Source organism: Peribacillus sp. BM1 (assembly GCF_056679975.1).
The window spans coordinates 1,759,479-1,782,001 of sequence record NZ_CM155259.1; the positions used below are offsets into that span (position 1 = coordinate 1,759,479).

A 22,523-nucleotide genomic window follows, 5' to 3' on the forward strand; every position below is an offset into this window, starting at 1 on the left:
ATCTTTCATTTTGTAGATGTCTAATGGGACAGGAAACCTGTCCTTATGTCCCCTTAAATGTAAGGTATTTCCTTTCCCTCTATCAAGGCTTTCAAATTTGCTAACGATTCGTCGAAGTCTCCGGAATTCATTGTAACTCTTATTCCATTGCTTTCCTCATCTAACATAAAGGATATAAGTGTTTGTTGTGAATCCAAGTAAAGGGAAAACTCCTGATAAGGTTTTACATTCTCAATCGTTAAGGACATAGGAAATTTCTCTATTAGACTATTATGAACACTAGGCATTAACGTAAAAGTTACTTGCTCTCCTACAGTTAGATTGGGGATTTCCCAAGGTGAACCCGGCGCATACCATTGTGATAGTTTTTCCTCATCAGTAATAGCATTCCAAACCGTTTCTTTATCACTAACAATCAAAATAGAACTATTATCTTCTGTACTACTCATTAATTAGCCCACCTTCAATATTAATTCATTGTTATTTTTAACATACTTGACAAAGAATTCTTTTTCAACTAAATGAGCGTTACCTCCTCATTCATATTAATACCTTCCGTGGAACGTCTTGTGAAACGAATGTTTCTGAGTGTCAAAGTGACAATAATTTTTGAAAGCGTTTTCGATTTTAGTTGACATGTTCGGAATTTGAAATTATTCTATAAATATAGAATATACAGAATATACAGAAAATATAGTTGGATGAAAGTTGCAGGAGAGTGTTTATGATAAGCCACCGAAGGAGCAAACTTCAATAAGACCCTTGAAGCGAATCTCTCAGGTAGAAGAACTGCAACTGGACACACCTCTGGAGAGAGCGTATGAATTGATACGCCACCAAAGGGGAAAGGCTCTATTGAGCTAAACTCTCAGGTAAAGGGACAGAGAAGGGCAGAGAAAAACACACTGTTTTTCTCTGTCCTTTTTATTGTGCCTGCAATTTACACGATCATCATCACTGAAGAGACATAGTTAGTTTAATGGATAGTTAACCAAAAAGGAGAGGTTTACCATGAAAACAAGCTATAGAGGTAATAACAGAATGATGACGGGGATTGTGTTTGGGGTGCTTACGTATTGGCTTTTCTCACAGTCACTAATAAATGTGATGCCGGAAGTTCAGTTAGATATGGGAATTTCATTGGGAGTTTTGAATACAGCCATTAGTTTATCCGGATTATTTTCAGGCATGTTTATTGTAGCAGCTGGAGGAATATCTGATCGAATTGGACGCAAGAAAATTACGACTATTGGCTTACTATTAAATATAATTGGTTCACTTTGTCTCGTCTTTGCACAGGAGACGATTCTCTTAATGATTGGGCGTGTGATTCAAGGTTTCTCGGCAGCGTGTATTATGCCTGCGACGATTGCTTTGGTGAAAACCTATTTTGATGGTGCTGATCGACAAAGAGCCTTAAGCTACTGGTCTTTTGGATCTTGGGGCGGCATGGGCATTTGTTCGTTTGCAGGAGGTTTAATTGCTACGTCTTTGGGATGGCGTTGGATTTTTGTTTTTTCCATTATTTTCACTTTGCTATCTATGTTTTTGATTAAAAATGTACCAGAGAGTAAAGCCGAACAAAGCCATTCATCAAAATTTGACTTTTCTGGCTTTGTTATCTTTCTCCTAGTGATGCTCGCTTTAAATGTTGTCATTACAAGTGGAGAGGACTTGGGTTGGACAAGCCCCATTTCGTTGACGTTAGTGGCTGTCACTGTCATAGGTGGTTGGGTATTTTTAAAAGTTGTAAAAGGAAAATCTAACGGATTTATCGATCTTTCTTTATTTAAAAATAACTATTTTACTGGGGCTACTTTGTCAAACTTTTTACTGAGTGCTGTAGCGGGGGCACTTATTGTTGCCAATACCTATGTCCAAATGGCAAGAGGATACAGTTCCTTTCAATCTGGGTTATTATCTATTGGCAATTTAGTTGCTGTGTTAGTGATGATTCGTGTTGGTGAAAAAGTATTACAACGAAGTGGTCCAAGAAAGCCGATGGTCTTAGCTTGTCTTTTAGTGATAGCTGGAATTATGTTAATGACCTTAACAATCTTACCCAATTTGATTTATTCCGTTGTTGTTTTTATTGGTTTTACTGTGTACGGGATTGGACTTGGCCTTTATGCGACACCATCTATAGATACAGCAGTAGACAATGTTCCGACAGCAAAGGCAGGAGAGGCAGCAGGTATTTATAAAATGTCTAGTACACTTGGCAGCTCATTCGGTTTAGCGATATCTGTTACTGTTTATAGTGTAGTTGAAAAGGCTGGAAATATGGATGTGGCTGCAAGTATAGGGTTGCTGACAAATGCTATGTTTGCTGGACTAGCTTTACTAGCTATAGTAGCTACGATTCCAAAAGAAGGTATTAAAAAATCAATAAAAGAGAGAAAGGCTTCTTGAACTACATTGAGTCATGCACCATAAAGAAAGATAATGGGGAAGAAAAAATTGTAGGAATAGAAGTATATTGGAAATAAAGATCAAAAGTGAATCTCATTTAAATCCGAAGTTTAATGAAAAAAAGAAGGAGAATGCTTGATATACGAAGCGTTTCCCCTTTTTCATGTACTATAAAATAATGTTTATAAGAATTATTTGTGTTATTGCCCAGCTTTTTAATACCTATTTAAAAAGCGGAATTTTTTTCAGTACAGCACAAACTGGAATAGCTACACAGATCCCCACAACGTTTTGAACGATGTTTCCGGGAATAGAGGCCGCTGGTATAATCCAGCTACTAAATAGTACCCCTTCACAAATGTAATAACCAGCTAACATAAAAGGAGCCGAAATGATAGTAGCAAATAGATTGAAACCAATACTATTTCCGTTGCGGCCTTTCGACCAGGCGATTTTCCCAACTATATATCCTTGCAAGCCGCGAGCTAAAATAGTGAACGGTGCCCACAATGTCCAACCAGAGATTAAGTCAAATAACCCCATCCCAACGGCACCAGCGATGGCGCCTTTTTTAGGACCAAATAAGATGGATCCGATAAAAAGCATAGCTGTCCCCATATGAACTAACCCGCCATTTGCCGTGATCGGTAGTTTGATATTTAACAAGACCGTGGCAACGAATACGAGTGCAATTAACATGGATGTTTGAATTAAATCGAAAGTACGTGTGTTTGAATAACTCGTTGTTTTTTGCATAGACATAAACCTTTCTTATCTTTTCTTTATAGGCATTAAGGGATAGAAGTGCAAGGTTGCCGTTTCTTTTGAAATCTAGATCGCGTATGTCTTCAACAGGGGTAACTTAATGATAGTCAACACTGCAACGGATTCCTTCTATCAGTCAGAACGAAAAATTATATAAAACCTTCACCATAGATACCGTTATCGAGCACTTGGACATGATAAACGAGTTCAGTCCATACTTGTACAAGTGGTTTCCGATGATAGCAGCATCCTTTCCCTTTAATGCCGTTTATTTACTGAAAACTTTAGCAAAGGATTGGTATATTTAAAAGTGTCAATTTAGCTTAAAACTTAGGTGCCAGTTTATAGAAGGAATCTAAACTCTTTGCATCATAAAAATGATAGAATCAAAAGAAAATTATGATTGAACCGGATACGCATGTGAATGAAGTGGTCTGAATTTCGTCAGCATTTTCCAGAACGGTGTGTCTTAGTAGAAGCATTAAATCAGAAACAAGAGGAAAAGAAAGGGTCCTTGAAGAAATGTCGGTGATCGGTGACTTTGAGAACGGCAATGCAGCATGGAAAGTATATAAAAAACGACATGCGGAAAATCAAAGTCGCGAATTATATATCTTTCACGCAAATAATGAAGAAATAAAGGTAATTGAACAGCCATATATAGGAGTGCGTAAAAGAGTATGAAATTTTATATGGATGATCATTTGCCTCTAGTTTCGGTTGAAATTGAATATAATGGAATGAAAAAGTCATTTAGTAACGTCCTGCTTGATAGGGCCGTTCTTCAACCATTTTAGATACAGATTTAGAGAATGCCATTACACGAAAGATGTACGGAATTGATGGTACTGACATCTGTATAGAACAAAAAGTGAGCGGTATGACAATTGATAAGTTCCAAATTAATGATTTTACAGACCTTTCGAACGAGAAAGCCCACTTCTTCAGAGCTGGGATGGTAGTGAGGTCGAAACAGGCGTGTTTTAGGCGTGCTAATGTTTCGATTTTTTGTGCTTTAAGTGAACATTTCATTTGTAAATAGAACTGATGTTCTGTATAATTAGATGCTAGGGGACAGGTACATTGTCCCTCAAATATTTCATTTTGTAGATGTTTAATGGGACAGTCCGAGATTACTGAAAACGTGCTTTTTCTTTGGAAATGAATAGGTCCATCTATTTTCTTTAATAAACTGGTAATTAAAGAAAATAGAAACAGTACTCAAAGAGGATAGTATGCTTGCTATCCTCTTTGAGCACTGTCATGGAAAGATAGGTGGGTTTGTAGACCTGTTTAAAAATTTACGATGGGTTAAGTTTCTAAATGAATAATACCAAAAGGGCTCTCTGGCCAAAAAAGGCTTTAGATTTCTTTTATTCTTTGAAAGCATGAATGGCAAGCTTTACATCATCGATTCGTTTACAATTAGTATGGGTACGTCGATTCGAAATAACACAACATAATTATTAGTCGTTATGCCAACATAGAAAAACTAAATTGAGAGAATTGAGAGGATATCATTCACTATGAAAATCAATCAATTAATTGCGAATAATATTAACAAATTAGATGCAGTACTACCAGTAGATAAATCGTTAGGAATTGCTGGTTTGTCTGGATCTGGTAAAACAACTTTTTGCCAAACGATTGGTGAAGAATCCAAGAAGCGTCTCGTTTCCTTATTGCCAAAGGCTGAATATCAGTATTTATTTCCTAATATCATGGAAACCAATTTCAGTGCCATCAAGATGGAAGAAATGCCTTTAGTCCTGTTTCTCGGAAAATCAGCCATTTCTGCCAATCCACGTTCAACGATTGGCACCCATACGGGCGTTTTTAAAGACCTCCGCGTGCGGCTTGCTGAGAAATTTAATCTTTCTCCAGAAGTGTTTTCATTTAATAATGAATTAGGCTGGTGTCCTAAGTGTAAAGGACGCGGTACTACCCAAAATGTCGAATGTAAAAAGTGTGAGGGCAAGCGCTATAATCCAGAAGTTGAGCAAAAAAGAATAGAATTATTGGATCAACCACATAGTATTTCCGATATCAACAACTTAAGCATTGAATCGATTCTTTCCCTTGCAGAAGAATTACATATTAGTGAAGCAAAACAGCATATTCTTAAAAATATGATCAATATGAGTATTGGTTACTTAACATTAAATCGTATTATGGGTACTTTGTCAGGTGGAGAATTAACACGACTTTACTTGGCAGAATTCATGGCAGCAAGTGAAAATACCGTTATTATTATTGATGAAATCTCCGTTGGGCTTGATCACCAAACACTATTGCAAATTTTGGAACAGATTAAAAAGCTAGGCTATAAAAATCAAATTTGGCTCATTGATCATTCAGACACAGTGCTCGATACAACGAATGAGCAATTGTTCTTTGGTCCTGGTAGTGGGAAATATGGCGGGGAAATCGTGGGAGAATCACCACGCCCACAACCAATCCATTGGGAACGAAATCAGGCAATACCAACAGAATACTATCAATTTCATGATCTATATTGCCGTAATATTCAAATGGCTGAAATTCAGATTCCTAAAAATAGACTTGTAACCGTTACGGGTGAGTCTGGATGTGGTAAATCTACACTTGTCAATGAATGTATAGCCAAAGATTTTCTGAAGCGATATCCAAAAGATAGACTAGTTATGGTAGGTCAAGATCGAAACCAATCGATTACCAGTCGGTCAACCGTTGCGACTTTTCTTGATATTAAAAAGAAACTCACAAAGTATAGTGAAGATATTGATGATATTTTTCAGCGCTCAATTGAAGATATTATTGAAGAACTACCAACTCAAGACATCGCCCATAAACGCTTGAGCTTACTGATCAAACTGGGACTGGGTTATTTGACGTTAGAAAGAAAAACACAGTCCTTATCAACTGGTGAATTTCAATGTGTTCATTTAGTTTCGGAGCTGTTTGCTAACTCGAGAAACCCACATACGCTTTTTATTTTTGACGAGCCTTCAAAAGGTTTATCACAGAATATTTTAAACCAATTCATTGATAGTATTAGGGGCATTCTACAAGATGAATCCGTCTCAATGATGATGATTGAACATAATTCTTACATGCTAGAAAGCTCTGACTTTATCGTTGATTTTGGTAAAAGACAGCATGCGTCTGTAGAACATCTTGATGTTGTCAGTCATGATGATTATAATCGTCAAAAAAACAGTGCAGATAGAGTTGACCCATTGCATCTTTCTTCCACACTCAAGCAGCAAAAGGGTATTCACTATTTAGAAGAAAATCAGATTGACTATTTTAAAAATGCAGAGAACCTTTATAAGGGCGGCATCTTAAAAAGCTTATCATCAATGGCTCGATTGATTTATGGTGAATACGAATCTGAAACAATTGCACCCGTCATCGCCATTGATTTTGAAAGACATTTGTATAGTCAATATAGTTTTCTCTATGAAATTGGCGGTCTAATCAACCATATTGTGGCGGCGCATCCAACTAATAAAGATACAAGAAGCTTCGATTTCTATGATCAAGACAATCATTGTCCAAGCTGCTCGGGCCGTCGGGTGATTGGAAAATTTGATATTGATGTTGTCATTCAAGACAAAAACGTACCATTTTGGGATGGCCTATTGCATCCAGACGTGATGGAGGTATTAAAACATTATCAATATCCGAAATTGCAATTCCTTTTTGATGAGATCAAGAATGAACTTGGTCAAGATATTAGTAAAAGCTATCATGAGATGACAGAAGCAGAGAAGCATACCTTTTTATACGGGTATTGGGAAAAGTCATTCTATGATAAGAAAGGCAAAGCGCGGAGGACATGGGATGGCTTTAATAAAATTCTTGGGATGTATATGTCCATTTCGAAATCGATTATTAAAGAGCATATGAAAGCGTCAAAAGAGATGATTACCTGTCCGATTTGTCAGGGCGCCGTGCTAAGCCATCATAAAAAGCTCGAATTTGGCGACACAGATATTCGTGAGATTATTCATCAGCCGCTTGATCAAGTTTTGAAAACGGTAGGTGAGTTACCAGAACTCGTAAAAATGAAATCGATTGTTGGCGGCGAGATGGCCTTGACGGAAGATGTCTCCCTGTTGCCTAGGGAAACACAAGTCGCACTGAAAATGCTTGAACTGGAACAGGCAAGCTTTGCCCACTATGAAATGGTATTACAAAATGTCTTACCATTCTGGGACAGAATTAAAGGAAACATCGAAGCTATAAGCAGTAAAAATCTGATAACAATTTGTGATTTTGCCAATATTGACGAAACAAGAGAAACAATTATTGATAAGTATTTCACCAATGGAAAATACAAAAAACTAACGTATGTTTATGAAGCATTTGGTTACAAAAAAATTGTCACCCAAATAAATAAGATTAAAAAAAACCATCCATGCCCATTCTGTAAAGGGAAGAAAGTCATTTCAGAAGATGGTCTTCATGACGGTGTGTACAAATTATCGATACCATGTGTGAGTTGTGATGCAAGTGGTATCAATGAAGAAGGGCGTAAGGAAATCGTCGATGATTTTGACGTGCAAACATGGCTAACTGGCAAAGTACGTGATGTTGTTGCTGAGAGCTTAATAAATGAGGCTGTTAGTGATATTCCAATTTTTAATCGTATTCGCGAGTTGAATAAAAGAGATATGATGGCGGTTTACCAATGCATTGAGCAGAACAATTAAAGTAGAATGATTCATACAAGCCATATTAAAAAAAAGCTAGATGTCAGCTAGTGATTATTACTCATTTGCAATAATGAATGGCAAATGAGTTTTTTTGCTATTCTAAAACTTGAGCTTGTTGGTTAAAAGAATATCTTGTACTGGTGTTTTTAAACGTTATATTAGTATATTATTTTATTTGTTAGTATTTTAATTAATTTACTTATTTTGTAATAGTTAATAGATGAATATTATATTGACATCGTAATATTTATAATTATATAATAAATCAAGTAAATCAATACACCTCGCTTTTTATGATTGTGAGGTAGAGGCGCGGTATTTATTAGTGCTTAGTGGAGTCAGAGAAGACGAAGAAGCTATGCAGAAGGAAATGTCGCCGAAGTATATAATGAGTTCTCGCCATTATGTGCTGGGTCTGTAATGAATAATTACAGGACTGTCTTAATAAGTTTCCCAATTTATTAAGTTGTGCTATCTCTCAGAAGAGATAAAAGGGTGAGGAATTTGGAATGGCTACATCGATTTCCGGGTTCTTTCTCGGAAGGTATCTAGTCTTTTTTTATTGCCTTTAAGAGATTCCTTTAGCATATAAGGGATCTCTTTTTTCTATGGTGGCGGTGCGGGGCTGGGCTTCTAAAAAATCAGCTCCGCACCGCCACCTTTATAAGGTGATACGGTTTTTAGAACCTGAACCTTTTTCATCATTTAAGTTAGGATCAGATGCTCACGAATGCATTGTATTGAAAAAATGAATATAGCTTGTATAGGCTAAGATGGAGGAAATGAATATGGAAAAACTGCAAACACTTTATTACGAATTTATCCCGACGGGCGAAGATAAAATGAAATTAGATCCAGCGAAAACAGCACTTTTAGTCGTGGATATGCAAAATCAATTTATTAGCCGTGATGGATTGGATGCTCAAGTTGCACGAGAAAAAGGCATGTTCGATAAGTGGGAATCTTTCTATGATCGTATTGATAACGTAGCGATTCCAAACAATAAAAAACTACTAGACTTTTTCCGTGCCAATCAATTAGAAGTCACTTTCGGACGGATTGCTTGCCATCATAAGGATGGACGTGACCGTTCCCCTGTACAACGTCGTCCAGGTTGGAATAATATCTTATTACCAATCGGTGATCCGGGCGCAGAAATGGTAGATGAATTAAAACCATTAGAAGATGAAATCGTGGTAAATAAAACGACAGACAGTGTTTTAAGTGGGACAAACTATGAATTTTTACTTCGTAATATGGGCATTGAAACAGTTGTATGTACAGGTGTTGTAACAGACCAATGTGTTGCCTCAACTGTACGTAGCTTAGCAGACGCTGGTTTTGAAGTAATTTTAGTAGAAGATGCTTGCGCAGCGGCAACGAAAGAGTTACATGATGCAGAAATCATGATCATGAATCAAATTTATTGCCAAGTGATGAGCACAGATGAAACCATTCAATTCATTTCAGAGGAAATTGAACAACGTACTGTTGTTCAAAAATAGAGAGGAAGCTTTTTAAATGAGTCAAGGACAAAGTAATGCAAATCAAGACAGTACAGCTCCTCATTTTAAGCGTGTCCTCACACTGAAGGATTTGGTGATTTATGGCATCGCCTTTATGACGCCCATTGCGCCTGCTTATATATATGGTTTTGCAGCACAGTCGACAGGCGGTATGTTGCCATTAGCGTATTTAATCGCGATGGTTGCGATGATGTTTTCGGCATATAGTTATGGCAGAATGGCTGCAGCGTTCCCAGTTTCCGGTTCAACGTATACGTATACACAACGTGCGATTCATCCGCATTTAGGCTTTTTTGCCGGCTGGGCCATGTTTATGGACTATGTATTAGTGCCTTTAATCGTCTTTATGGTTGGTGCTTCCTATGCCAATGCATTAATTCCGTCCATTCCATATTGGGTATGGGTATTCATTATTGCCGGAGTTATTACTGTCGTAAATATTCTTGGAATTGCAGTTGCAGCAAAAACGAACCAAATTTTAGTGTTATTTATGGGAATCGTTGTTGTCATTTTCGTTGTTTTTTGTATGAAGGCGATTATGGTAGAGGATGGTGCATCGGCTTTAGTATCGATTACCCCGTTCTTTAATAACGAAACATTTGTAATGTCAGCCATCGTTTCAGGTGCAGCCATGGCATGTTTCTCATTTTTAGGATTTGACTCAATTACAACCTTATCGGAAGAATCGGTGAATCCTAAAAATGATATTTGGAAAGCGGCCATTCTTTCTTGTTTAATCGGTGGGGTTATTTTTATCTTGCAAGCTTATGTTGCTCAGTTAGTCTGGCCAGATGTGAATAACTTTAGCTCAGCAGATACGGCTTTATTTGATATTGCGAATGTAGCAGGTGGTGCAGTGCTTGTAACACTTTACACAGTAGCGATTATCGTTTCAACTTTAACAGCTGGTTTAACAGGTCAGGCAAGTGCTTCACGTTTAATGTTTAGCATGGGACGTGATGAAGTTCTACCGAAAAAATTCTTTACACATTTACATCCTAAATATAAAACACCGATCTACAATATTTTATTAATGTGCAGCATTAGTATTGCTGGAGCCCTTTTCCTATCAATCGATTTTGTTGCAGAATTAATGAGCTTTGGTGGTTTAACTGGTTTTATGTTTGTTAACCTATCTGTTATTGTGTATTACTATTTCCGGAAACAAGAGAAGAAATTTATCCGTTATTTATTAATTCCGGGCCTCGGTTTCTTAATCTGTTTCTACTTATTTATTAATTTATCACCAATGACGTTAAAAGTAGGCTTTATATGGCTGGCAATTGGGGTTGTCTATGCGCTTATTACAACAAAAGGATTTAAAAAGCTACCTCCGAGTCTTATCGATTTGTAATCGGTAGTTTACATGGCATGAACTTGGTATTATTACTTGAGTTCATGCCTTTTTATTTTGCTCATATTAAGGGACATTATTTATCCCGATTTAACAGGCTGTAATACCCCCACCTCAATTTTTACGAGAGAATCAAGAAATAAATAGATGGGGGATAAACAGCCTGTAAATCCCCGATTGGTTCAACTAACCCCCACTGAGGGAAGTTTCACTTTATGTTTCGAGGCATCACAGTGACAATAATTAATGAAAGCGTTTTCTATTTTTGGTTGACATGTTCGGTTTTAATAACTATTCTAAATATATAGAAAATATAGATGGATGAAAGTTGCAGGAGAGTGTTTATGATAAGCCACCGAAGGAGCAAACTTCAATAAGACCCTTGGAGCGAATCTCTCAGGTAGAAGAAACTGCAACTGGACACATCTCTGGAGAGAGCGTATGAATCGATACGTCACCAAAGGGGAAAGGCTCCAATGAGCTAAACTCTCAGGTAAAAGGACAGAGAAGGGCAGAGAAAAACACACTGTTTTTCTCTGCCCTTTTTTGTTGTGCCTGCAATTTACACGATCATCATCACTGAAGAGACATAGTTAGTTTAATGGATATTAACCAAAAGGAGAGGTTTACCATGGAAACAAGCTATAAAGGTAATAACAGAATGATAACGGGGATTGTGTTTGGGGTGCTTACTTATTGGCTTTTCTCACAGTCACTAATAAATGTGATGCCGGAAGTTCAGTTAGATATGGGAATTTCATTGGGTCTTTTGAATACAGCCATTAGTTTATCCGGATTATTTTCAGGTATGTTTGTTGTAGTAGCTGGAGGAATATCTGATCGAATTGGACGCAAGAAAATTACGACTATTGGCTTACTATTAAATATAATTGGTTCACTTTGTCTCATCTTTGCACAGGAGACGGTTCTCTTAATGATTGGGCGTGTGATTCAAGGTTTCTCGGCAGCGTGTATTATGCCTGCGACGATTGCTTTGGTGAAAACCTATTTTGATGGTGCTGATCGACAAAGAGCCTTAAGCTACTGGTCTTTTGGATCTTGGGGCGGCGCAGGCATTTGTTCGTTTGCAGGAGGTTTAATTGCTACGTCTTTGGGATGGCGTTGGATCTTTATTTTTTCCATTATTTTCACTTTGCTATCTATGTTTTTGATAAAAGATATACCAGAGAGTAAAGCAGAACAAAGCCATTCATCAAAATTTGATTTTTCTGGCTTTGTTATCTTTCTCCTAGTGATGGTCGCTTTAAATGTTGTCATTACACGTGGAGAGGACTTCGGTTGGACAAGTCCCATTTCGTTAACGTTAATGGCTGTCACTGTCATCGGAGGTTGGGTATTTTTAAAAGTTGTAAAAGGAAAATCTAACGGATTTATCGATCTTTCTTTATTTAAAAATAACTATTTTACTGGGGCTACTGTGTCAAACTTTTTAATGAATGCTGTAGCCGGAGCACTTATTGTTGCCAATACCTATGTCCAAATGGCAAGAGGATACAGTTCTTTTCAATCTGGGTTACTATCTTTTGGAAATTTAGTTGCTGTATTAGTGATGATTCGTGTGGGTGAAAAAGTATTACAACGAAATGGTCCAAGAAAACCGATGATCTTAGCTTGTCTTTTAGTGATGGCTGGAATTATGTTAATGACCTTAACCATCTTACCAAATTCGGTTTATTCCGTTGTTGTTTTTATTGGTTTTACCGTGTATGGGATTGGACTTGGGCTTTATGCAACACCATCTACAGATACAGCCGTAGACAATGTTCCGCAAGCAAAGGCAGGAGAGGCAGCAGGTATTTATAAAATGTCTAGTACACTTGGCGGTTCATTTGGTTTAGCGATATCTGTTACTGTTTATAGTGTAGTTGAAAAGGCTGGAAATATGGAAGTGGCTGCAAGTATAGGGTTACTGGTAAATGTTATTTTTGCTGGACTAGCTTTACTAGCTATAGTAGCTACGATTCCAAAAGAAGGTGTCAAGAAATCAATAAAAGAGAGAAAGGCTTCTTAAACTACATTGAGTCATACACCATAAAGAAAGATAATGGGGAAGAAAAAATTGTAGGAATAGAAGTATATTGGAAATAAAGATCAAAAGTAAATCTCACTTAGATGTGTTACGGTGGACCGTACCATAAATAAGGGTAAACCATAAAAATGAAATCAAAAAAGAGCATGTCCCAAAAGGGTCTGACCTCGTACTCTCTAAACAGTAAATAGTAGTAAAATACTATTAGAGTCATTGCGAGGTCAGCCCCTTACGTTATGGGACAGCACCTATTAATATTACAACTTAACTTCAAACTTTTTTTGATTAAAATGTATCTTTCCTTCTAGGGAAGTAAATTTATTCACAATTCTGTACGCTCTTTCCTCATCAAGTGCTAGAAATCTCATATTGCAAATGTTTAAAACATCCTCACGATTTCTTTGATGGAAAGCGGATCGTCACTGTTGTTCCCTCACCTTTTGAGCTTTGGAAATCAATGGTCCCATTGTATTTTTCGGTAATATGATAGCAAATCATTAAACCTAGTCCTGTTCCATTGCTTTTTAACGAGTAAAAAGGAGTACCAAGAGACTTAACTTCCCCTTCTGACATGCCGAAACCATGGTCCGTTACTTTCATCTCGACAAAATGATTCTTTCTTTTCGCCGTAACAAGAACAGAATCGCCAATTTTTGAGGCTTCAATAGCATTTTTAATAATATTGATCATTAATTGTTTATACTCAATGTTGTTGGCGTAGATATAGCAATCTTCATCCACACTTAAATGAATCGTATTATCATGTAAGAGTCCATATGATTTTAGTAAATCTGTTACACTATGAAGCACATCTTTCACATTCACAATTTCCATTTTTTTATCTTTATCGGGCTTAGCTATAGATAAAAATTGAGAAATGACTTGTTCTGCCGTATTTAATTCATCAATCATCAAAGTAAAATGATCTTTTGTCTCATTACTAATTGGTGTGTCTTTTTCATTGTAAAGCTGCAAAAAACCTTTAACAACTGTCAACGGATTTCTAATTTCATGTGCAACAGCAGCTGTTAATTGCCCCGTTGTCTTTAATCGCTCCGAATTTTGTAATTGTTCATAATATAACTGCTGTTTTATTATACGTAAATTTGATGCTCGATAAATAAAATAGATAACCACTTGACTGCCTAGAATATTAATAATATTCCCAGCTATATCTTGTTTAATATGTGGATATAGATTTCCCTGATCAATTAGCACAATATAGCAAAAGGTTACTGCCATTGAAAGCCCATTTAATAGTAATGAAAAGTAAAATAGCTTTGAATCAAAAAATAAAATGGAAACTGCAGGGATTAAACATAGAAAGATAAAGGTAGACCAAGTTTCTGGGTATAAAAAGAAAAGTGTATAGAAATAAGCGGATCCTACGATAATAATGACAATTCTAAAAATATGATTTTCATACTTAGGATAAAGCAATAAACAGGCAGATAGAACGATTACAAGAATACTATGTAATGTATAACCTACCTCAAATTCACCATAACGTGGAATAGATATTAACATCCCCACAATCATTAGAGCGATGATGATGAGCACGACTGTATAATAAAATCGTTTATTAATGTGAGTATAAAATTCTTTCATACATACTCCTTTTGTTGTACTAATTGTAAGTGTTTGATCGTCTTTTGCGTGGTACATGGGCAGGCAGCGAGTTGTATACGTATGTAAACTCTCATTGAATGTGTACCTCGTGGTTTATGGTAACAATATTGTTGTTTAATAGGATCTTTAATAAAAAAATCCTATTTTACTATAATAGCATGAATGAATATAAAATTTAGTGGGGATTCCCATTTGTCACTAACGATCGGAAAAGAAATTCTTGAAAAAGTTTGGGATAAGGTTCCGTGCTCCTTCACTTTTGTCTTTTGCATACATTTACTCTTTCAAGAATACACTGGTATAAAAATTAGAAAAGGATAGATAAATATGCCCGTTATGCTTCCAGTTAGCATTAAAACGGTTGAAATCAGCAACGGCCCGGATAAAACAGTGTTTTATCCTAAAGTAATAGGTATGCAAAATCTAGAAATGGAAAGATCAATTAATCGAGCGATTGTCGATCAAACCCAGCAACTCATAAATCAACAAGTTGGGAATATGCCGAAAACTGTAGTACAAATGATTGGGTCGTATGAAATCAAAAACAATCAACGCCAGGTTCTGAGCTTAGCACTTTCCAATTATACTTACCATTACCATGCTGCTCATGGGATGACGTATATAAAGTCTTTAACGTTTGACTTGCAAACGGGGAAGCTTTGTGAACTTAAAGACTTGTTTAAACCTGGAAGTGATTATGTCAGAAGACTATCAGCCTTAATTCATTCACAAATTAAGCAACGTGATATTCAGTTAATCAACGGCTTCACAGTCATTCGGCCTAATCAAGACTATTACATTGCGGATAAAGTCCTCGTTATCTATTTTCAACTATATGAAATCACTCCATATGTTTTTGGTTTCCCTATGTTCCCAATCTCTGTATTTGATATACAGGATATCATTGATGAAAATAGCCCCCTCGGTCGAATGGCTGTTAATAATTAAACAACCTTTTCACATAATAGTAAATACGAAGAATCCTCATATTGAAAGCCGCCTATCTCTTTTACAATCATTCAAACGCTCAGAGCATTATCACTCTGAGCGTTTGAATGATTGTTACACGTATTAAGGTCGTGCTCATTCGTTACTTGAAGAAAAAATCAAATAAAATACATTCCTGTAAGTATAATCATTCTTGGTGTTTAGTTTCTGAATGTTAACCCATTTTCCTTCAAAGCAGACCTAAGTTTAGGTAAAGAGGCTGGTCCCATACCGTGAAATTGCAAAATCTCTTTTTCACTATATTTTGATAGATCCTGTAAAGAAGTTATACCATTGTTCTCCAACGCTCGTCTTGCTGGTGCCGAGAGCAATGAAAGAAATCCATTAACGGGTCTTCGTTCTTGCTCACAAGTCGGACAGGTTGGACAATCGCTACTTTTATAATATGTATGTTCCTTGTTGCAAGTCCTTACATTTATTTCTGAAGTTGTCATTTAAAATATTTCCTTCCTTTTATGGTTGAACGAACACCATCATTAACTACTAATGTAACAACTTAAATATCAAGATGTCAAAGCTAGAATAGTGATAGGCAATCACCTTTACTTAAAAGGCGCTATATGCCTGTGGAAACGGTATAATAACTTGGCAGAGGTAGACATTAAAAAGGACTGTAGTGTGTTTTGGCATGTACAAAAGTCAAAAGAAGAAAAGGAGAAACTATGGTAAACAGTAAAGAAATAGGTTGGAACTTAGACAACAGTTATGCCCGTCTGCCGAAATCATTTTCTACCAGTATTAACCCAACTCCTGTGCGCTCACCAAAGTTGATTATTCTTAATAACCAGGTGGCAACATCTTTGGGTTTGAACATTCAAGAGCTGGAAAGCGAAGATGGCGTAGCGGTGCTAGCTGGAAATCAGATTCCAAAAGGCGCCAAGCCTCTTGCTCAAGCTTACGCGGGGCATCAATTCGGGAATTTTAATATGTTAGGGGACGGCCGGGCGGTGCTGCTAGGCGAGCAAATCTCAGCCCAAGGTGAGAGGGTAGATATTCAGCTTAAGGGTGCAGGGAGAACGCCATACTCCCGCGGGGGTGATGGTCGCGCGGCACTTGGACCGATGTTACGCGAATACATCATCAGTGAAGCTATGCATGCATTAGGTATTCCTACCACTCGTAGTCTAGCAGTGGTGACAACTGGTGAGTCAATAATCCGCGAGACCGAGTTACCTGGAGCAATTATGACTCGTGTGGCTGCCAGTCATCTGCGCGTCGGTACCTTTCAATATGTTGCACAATGGGGTACAGTTGAGGAACTCCGAATCTTGGCTGACTATACACTAAAACGTCATTATCCAGACGTTGAAGCTGGTGAGAGCTGCTATCTATCGCTCCTTCAGGAAGTGATCAAGCGTCAGGCTCAGCTTATTGCCAAATGGCAATTGGTTGGCTTTATTCATGGAGTGATGAACACCGACAACATGACCATTAGTGGAGAAACGATTGATTATGGTCCTTGTGCCTTCATGGATAGCTATGACCCAGAAACGGTATTCAGTTCCATTGATATTCAAGGCCGCTATGCCTATGGTAATCAGCCGTATATGGCCGGGTGGAATCTTGCCCGGTTTGCTGAAACTTTATTGCCACTATTGCATGAGAATCAGGAGCAGGCTGTCGAAATTGCTCAGGACGAGATTTCGAATTTTATGGAGTTGTATCACTCTCATTGGCTCGCGGGAATGAGAGCGAAACTAGGGATTTTTAACGAAGAGTCAGAGGATGAAGACCTTATCAATGGCCTCCTTATTTTGATGAAAAAGCATCATGCGGATTATACCAATACTTTCCGGGCGTTAACTTTTGATCAACAGGAGGATACGGTCCTGTTTGGCACTTCGGAATTCGCCCAATGGCATGAGATCTGGCAGGCGAGATTAAGCAGACAGCAGGAATCGAAAGACTTCGTAAAACAGTTGATGCAAACCAGCAATCCTGCTGTAATCCCACGAAATCATCGGGTAGAAGAAGCATTAGAAGCTGCAGTGGAACAAGGAGATTACAGCGTGATGGAACGGCTTTTGGATGTTCTTTCCAACCCTTACGCGCACTCCACCGAACAGGCTGAATACTCCACACTGCCAAAGTCAATAACCCCTTACCAAACCTTTTGCGGTACTTGATATATAAGCATTAGAGGTATTTGCATCGGTTTACTATAGCTACAAAATAATGCTGCCTCTTTCTAAGGTAGCATTATTTTTCTTCGTTAGGGGATATGGGGTTTAACGGAAATTATTTTTATCACTTCAATGAAATGGCTATGCAACTGAAAAAGAAAATATCCTATAAATTGTAAATATAGTAGTATCAACTTGTAATCCAGACAACATTGCTTCTATTATGAATCCACTGTGAAGAGTTTTCAGATGATGCAAGCATTACCACAAAACCATTTCCTCAGTTGTTTTTATACGTCCAACCAAAATAAGTTTCTAAAAAAATTTGAAAAGCAGAGACCTCCGTAACATTTAGAGTGATGTGTTTGATCTTCATTTTTCCTTCCTTCTTTCTTCATTTAGATTATATAAAAAATCCTTTTTCAAGCCTTATATTAATGTGGGTAAGACGTGAGCTAATCCTTATCAGGAAAAAGAATTTGAACAAGCAATTGAGCTTTATCTTGTTTTGTATGAAGGATATGGGGCGGGGCTTTGCGACTTACTAATGTAGCCAATCTACTTAGTGGGTATATGTACTTTATTAAGAAAGTATTTCAAAGTCTGGCTTCGCACCGCCACCATTGTGATTAGGCTGGTGTAGCGTACAATAGGATTAATCCTTCATGGTAAATGGTGGAGTTTTAACGCCATGGGAGTTTTGTATAGAGAGGTATAAACTTTACTCTTGATAGACAAATTAAATATAAATTGGCAGCCGGCACGGAGAAGTGATAAGCAATGAACGGGTGTATGCGCTAGTTTACATTTTCTAGTGGGGCGTGGCAAGATGTATTCTTACCATTCAGCATACAATGAACCTTTTGGTGAAATGATTTTTGGAAAAGAGGTAGTGTTGATGAATGTAAGAAGTAATAAAAAAGCTAGAATGGGTATAACCCTAGGGGCTACTTCAGCTGTTGCTTGGGGAATAGATTCGGTGATCATTGGCATTATAATAGCTAGTACACCTTTTAAACAGGCTGTTGTACTTGCTCCAATCATCGCCGCTTTCATGCATGATTTTTTCTCTGCTCTATGGGTATCCTTATTTATGATTATAAAAGGTGAATTTATAAATGTATTAAAGTTGTTTAAAACAAAGAGCGGAGCAATATTAATATTGGGGGCATTGTTCGGTGGTCCTTTAGCCATGACTTTTTATTTTCTTGGTATTCAATATGTAGGAGCAACTTATGCGGCCAGTATCGCTTCTATATTCCCTGGGATCGGTGCTGTGCTTGCTTTCTTTTTTTTGAAGGAAAAAATGAACAAAAGAACTTGGTTCGGCGTTCTTTTAAGTATCATAGGAGTCATTATATTAGCCTATGTGCCATCGAAGTTAAACGCCGATAGTCATTTTTTTATCGGAATATTGTTTTCATTAGGTGCTGCCGTATTTTGGGGACTTGAAGGGGTGATTGGTGCTTGGGGAATGAAAGGAAAAGAAGTCATTCCTTTATATGCAATTAATATAAGACAGATGACCTCTGCACTCTGTTATGGACTATTAATTGTACCATTTATGCAAGGATATCCTTTAGCATTTCAGGCAGCGTCATCTAACATCGTATGGTTAATTGTTATAGCAGGTTTATTAGGTTTTGCCAATTATTCTTTATACTACACGTCCATTAATTTAATCGGTGCTGCTAGGGGTCAATCGCTTAACAATACTTTTGTTTTTTGGGCTATAATAACTGAAATTTTATTAATTGGTACCCCTATTACTTTACAATTTGTTATAGGTGCGGTAATCGTACTTTTAGGTTCTATTCTCGTTTCAGGAAACGTAAAAAAGTCAAAGAGTTGATTAGTATATTTGAAAAGAAGACATATCATGCACCTCTTACAACATGATATGTCTATATAAACAATTACCATTAGGGTGTCTCAAAAGGGTCTGACCTCGTACTCTATACACAGTATATAGTACGAGGTCAGACCCTGTCGTTATGGGACAGACCCATCATTTTTTTAGAAGTTCAAGTGCTTCTCCGAATTCCTTATCAATTTCAGCATTCGGTCGATATGTTGCTATACTTACAAAGTATGTAACAATCCAACAGATGATGAAACCGGGAACAATTTCATAAATTGTATTAGACAATGAAGCAACATTGCCCCAAATCATAACGGTGATCGCACCTGCAACCATTCCAAAAAGAGCACCTTTAGCTGTAATCTTCCGCCAGTATAGCGAAAGTAAGATGATCGGACCGAAGGAAGCACCAAACCCTGCCCACGCGAACGATACGATTTTCAAAATGGATTCGTCATTTGGCCAAGCGAGCGCACCCGCTATAATTGATACGACAAGGACAGCCATTCTACCTAAAAATACGTATTGTTTATCTGTTGCGTCTGTCTTTATAATCGCTTTATACAAGTCTTCAATGAGCGCCGAAGACGTAACGATCAGCTGCGAAGAAATCGTACTCATAACAGCTGCAAGGACAGCTGCAAGCATAATTCCCGAAATGAACGGATGGAAGATAATCTGCCCGAGAGTAATAAACACGGTTTCCGGATCTGCAAGTGTAGCGTTACTTTGCTGATAATAAGCAACCCCGACAAGTGCCGTTGCAACAGCTCCAAAAAGGCTAAGGAACATCCAGCTGATTCCAATGCGACGAGCGCTTTTCACTTCTTTAACCGAACTGATCGCCATGAAACGAACAATAATATGCGGTTGACCGAAATAACCAAGCCCCCATGCAACAGCTGACAAAATACCGAGGAAGGAAGCACCGGAAATGAAGTTTAACAATTGTGGATTAACTTCCCGAATGCTCGTTGCTGTGTCCGAAATACCTCCTGTAAGAAATAACCCGGCTATCGGTATAAGTAGAAGTGCAAAAAACATAATAAGACCTTGGACAACATCCGTATAGCTAACCGCCAAAAATCCACCAAACAGTGTATAGAAAATTACGACGGCAGATACGATCAAAAGACCGACGTGATAGTTAAGTCCGAATGAGCTAAGGAAAAATTTCCCGCCCGCAACCATTCCAGAAGATACGTAGAAAGTAAAGAAAATAAGAATAATGATACCTGAAGCAATCCGTAATAGACGCGATTTATCTTTCAGACGACTTTCCAAGTAACTCGGAATCGTAATGGAATCATTCGACACTTCCGTATAGGCGCGAAGACGTGGTGCAACGAGTACATAGTTTAAATATGCACCGACCGTAAGTCCGACTGCAATCCATGCTTCAACAAGACCGCTCAAATAGATTGCACCTGGAAGCCCCATAAGTAACCAGCCCGACATATCCGCAGCGCCAGCACTGAGAGCCGTAACCATTGGTCCAAGTGAACGTCCGCCAAGCATGTAGTCCGTTAGGTTAGATGTTCGTTTAAATGCATACCAACCGATGAAAACCATCGCAGCCATGTAAATAATAATTGCTATTAATTGGTACATTTCATTGGACATAGTAAATCCTCCTTCTCAATTAGTATTTTCATAACATATTTGTTACGACTTAGATTATTTCTATATTTTATAATAAGGGTATACTTCTTTAAATTCAATTACTCTTTGAGAAGAGGGCGGATTCATGAAATAGTGTTTGCCCGAATCTGTCGATTAATTTCCATGGTATGAAAAAAACTGTAAATTTCCTATCGGTCTTCTTTCTAGAAAATACCTTAGTAGTTATCGTTATTCATAATTTTAATAAAAATAACGGTTCTTTTATTTGTTATCAAAAAAGAGAACTATTTTTTTCTTCATATTATTTATAATCATTTATAAAAAAGCAATATATGTCAAAAAAATCACCGTTTTTTCTGTTATCTTATTTGTAAGGGAGGTTCATAGAATGAGCTACAGTCCTATCATCCAAAAAACCATTGAATTTATAGAGTGCAACTTAGATGAAGAATTATCGTTAGAAAATATTGCTCAGTTTGCTGGTTTTTCAAAGTATCATTTTCATCGTATTTTTCAAAAAGAGGTTGGCGTTACCGCATCTGAATATATTCGTTATCGAAGAATTGCTAATTCAGCCAATATGCTTCTCTATACGGATGAAAAAATAATAGATATTGCTTTCTATTATCGCTTTGAAACACAAGAATCTTTTACTCGTTCATTTAAGAAATATTATCAATTACCGCCAGGACAATATCGTAAAATCATAGGTAAATTAACGTTACAAAGGGAGGAAATCATGTTGAAAAATGAACAGTTATTGAAAGGATGGCACTTAAGTGGCAGTCACCCGTTTAATTATAAGATGGGAATTGACCGAGAAATCTTTCATAAAGGGAAAGCATCTGGAGTTTTACAATCTGTAACCGTACAATCTCAAGGTGAATTTGCAACAATGATGCAAGAATTTAAAGCAAATAAATATCTTGGCAAACGATTAAAACTATCTGGATTTTTAAAATCAAAAAATGTTGATGGATTCTGTGGATTTTGGATGCGAGTAGATGATGCACTTCACGATGTGTTGCAATTTGATAATATGAGTGACCGGCCAATCGTCGGAGATACTGAATGGAATCATTATTATATCGTTTTAGATATACCTGAAAATAGTACAGTCATTTCCTTTGGCGTTCTACTTTCAGGGCATGGGCAAGTTTGGATTGATGAACTTAAATTTGAGGAAGTTGATAATGCTACACCGACGACTAATATTGATTTTGCGGTTGATCTCTTAGACGAACCTTCAAATTTATCTTTTGAAGAGTGGGAGTAGAGAAAGTGAGAAAAAATATATTGAATGCACCTTTATGCAATACTTTTTGCATCTGGGAATTCGAAAAATAGCCTCAATCCCTTTTTGGTAGTCTGAATTATTTGATGAATCAAAAAATTATTTGTTTTAGCATTTTGTTTATTTAATTTTGTAGTTAAAAGTAGCGCATACATAAGTTATAAAGTTGTTTTTACTT

At 37.2% G+C, this 22,523-nt stretch carries 15 protein-coding genes and 4 riboswitches; of the genes, 10 read left to right on the forward strand and 5 right to left on the reverse strand.

Annotation, left to right across the window (positions count from 1 at the left end):
- Positions 1 to 53: 53 nt before the first annotated feature.
- The gene (locus AC1MGI_RS08490) at positions 54 to 449 is read right to left on the reverse strand and encodes an SRPBCC domain-containing protein (protein ID WP_480349316.1); all 396 of its coding nucleotides are present in this window, start codon (positions 447 to 449) and stop codon (positions 54 to 56) included.
- Positions 450 to 701: 252 nt separating this feature from the next.
- Positions 702 to 802, forward strand: a riboswitch (glycine riboswitch).
- Between the two features lie 3 nt (positions 803 to 805).
- A riboswitch (glycine riboswitch) is annotated at positions 806 to 886 on the forward strand.
- A gap of 125 nt (positions 887 to 1,011) precedes the next feature.
- Between AC1MGI_RS08490 and AC1MGI_RS08495 the strand changes: the two genes are divergently transcribed.
- Positions 1,012 to 2,412, forward strand: a complete 1,401-nt coding sequence (locus tag AC1MGI_RS08495; protein ID WP_480349317.1) for an MFS transporter — start codon at positions 1,012 to 1,014, stop codon at positions 2,410 to 2,412.
- Positions 2,413 to 2,634: 222 nt separating this feature from the next.
- Here AC1MGI_RS08495 and AC1MGI_RS08500 read toward each other — a convergent pair whose 3' ends face one another.
- Entirely contained in the window at positions 2,635 to 3,168 is a 534-nt protein-coding gene (locus tag AC1MGI_RS08500) for an ECF transporter S component (protein ID WP_480349319.1), read from the reverse strand.
- Positions 3,169 to 3,699: 531 nt separating this feature from the next.
- On the opposite strand from AC1MGI_RS08500, the gene AC1MGI_RS08505 reads away from it, so the two are divergent.
- From AC1MGI_RS08505 to AC1MGI_RS08525, 5 genes are all read left to right on the forward strand, one after another.
- Positions 3,700 to 3,861, forward strand: a complete 162-nt coding sequence (locus tag AC1MGI_RS08505; protein WP_480349320.1) for a hypothetical protein — start codon at positions 3,700 to 3,702, stop codon at positions 3,859 to 3,861.
- Positions 3,862 to 4,703: 842 nt separating this feature from the next.
- The gene (locus tag AC1MGI_RS08510) at positions 4,704 to 7,874 is read left to right on the forward strand and encodes an ATP-binding cassette domain-containing protein (protein WP_480349321.1); all 3,171 of its coding nucleotides are present in this window, start codon (positions 4,704 to 4,706) and stop codon (positions 7,872 to 7,874) included.
- Positions 7,875 to 8,174: 300 nt separating this feature from the next.
- Positions 8,175 to 8,359, forward strand: a riboswitch (Lysine riboswitch).
- 306 nt (positions 8,360 to 8,665) lie between these two features.
- Positions 8,666 to 9,382 carry a cysteine hydrolase family protein gene (locus tag AC1MGI_RS08515; RefSeq protein WP_062184041.1) on the forward strand — a complete coding sequence of 239 codons (717 nt, stop codon included), beginning with the start codon at positions 8,666 to 8,668 and terminating at the stop codon, positions 9,380 to 9,382.
- Positions 9,383 to 9,398: 16 nt separating this feature from the next.
- A complete protein-coding gene (locus AC1MGI_RS08520) occupies positions 9,399 to 10,757 on the forward strand; it encodes an APC family permease (RefSeq protein WP_480349322.1) in 1,359 nt (452 codons plus the stop codon).
- 321 nt (positions 10,758 to 11,078) lie between these two features.
- Positions 11,079 to 11,180, forward strand: a riboswitch (glycine riboswitch).
- Between the two features lie 208 nt (positions 11,181 to 11,388).
- The gene (locus AC1MGI_RS08525; RefSeq protein ID WP_480349323.1) at positions 11,389 to 12,789 is read left to right on the forward strand and encodes an MFS transporter; all 1,401 of its coding nucleotides are present in this window, start codon (positions 11,389 to 11,391) and stop codon (positions 12,787 to 12,789) included.
- 408 nt (positions 12,790 to 13,197) lie between these two features.
- On the opposite strand, the gene AC1MGI_RS08530 is transcribed toward AC1MGI_RS08525, so the two are convergent.
- The gene (locus AC1MGI_RS08530; RefSeq protein ID WP_480349324.1) at positions 13,198 to 14,415 is read right to left on the reverse strand and encodes an ATP-binding protein; all 1,218 of its coding nucleotides are present in this window, start codon (positions 14,413 to 14,415) and stop codon (positions 13,198 to 13,200) included.
- Positions 14,416 to 14,763: 348 nt separating this feature from the next.
- On the opposite strand from AC1MGI_RS08530, the gene AC1MGI_RS08535 reads away from it, so the two are divergent.
- A complete protein-coding gene (locus AC1MGI_RS08535) occupies positions 14,764 to 15,384 on the forward strand; it encodes a DUF3298 and DUF4163 domain-containing protein (RefSeq protein ID WP_480349326.1) in 621 nt (206 codons plus the stop codon).
- A gap of 200 nt (positions 15,385 to 15,584) precedes the next feature.
- Here the strand turns inward: AC1MGI_RS08535 and AC1MGI_RS08540 are convergent, their stop codons facing one another.
- Complete coding sequence (locus AC1MGI_RS08540; protein WP_480349327.1) at positions 15,585 to 15,878, reverse strand: RNA polymerase alpha subunit C-terminal domain-containing protein; 294 nt, start codon at positions 15,876 to 15,878, stop codon at positions 15,585 to 15,587.
- Positions 15,879 to 16,106: 228 nt separating this feature from the next.
- On the opposite strand from AC1MGI_RS08540, the gene AC1MGI_RS08545 reads away from it, so the two are divergent.
- Positions 16,107 to 17,570, forward strand: a complete 1,464-nt coding sequence (locus AC1MGI_RS08545; RefSeq protein ID WP_480349328.1) for a protein adenylyltransferase SelO — start codon at positions 16,107 to 16,109, stop codon at positions 17,568 to 17,570.
- An 868-nt stretch (positions 17,571 to 18,438) separates the two neighbouring features.
- Positions 18,439 to 19,419 carry a DMT family transporter gene (locus AC1MGI_RS08550; protein ID WP_480349329.1) on the forward strand — a complete coding sequence of 327 codons (981 nt, stop codon included), beginning with the start codon at positions 18,439 to 18,441 and terminating at the stop codon, positions 19,417 to 19,419.
- Positions 19,420 to 19,575: 156 nt separating this feature from the next.
- On the opposite strand, the gene putP is transcribed toward AC1MGI_RS08550, so the two are convergent.
- Complete coding sequence (gene putP, locus AC1MGI_RS08555) at positions 19,576 to 21,051, reverse strand: sodium/proline symporter PutP (RefSeq protein WP_480349330.1); 1,476 nt, start codon at positions 21,049 to 21,051, stop codon at positions 19,576 to 19,578.
- 388 nt (positions 21,052 to 21,439) lie between these two features.
- Here putP and AC1MGI_RS08560 point away from each other — a divergent pair, with 388 nt between their 5' ends.
- The gene (locus AC1MGI_RS08560) at positions 21,440 to 22,327 is read left to right on the forward strand and encodes a helix-turn-helix transcriptional regulator (RefSeq protein WP_480349331.1); all 888 of its coding nucleotides are present in this window, start codon (positions 21,440 to 21,442) and stop codon (positions 22,325 to 22,327) included.
- Positions 22,328 to 22,523 lie beyond the last annotated feature (196 nt).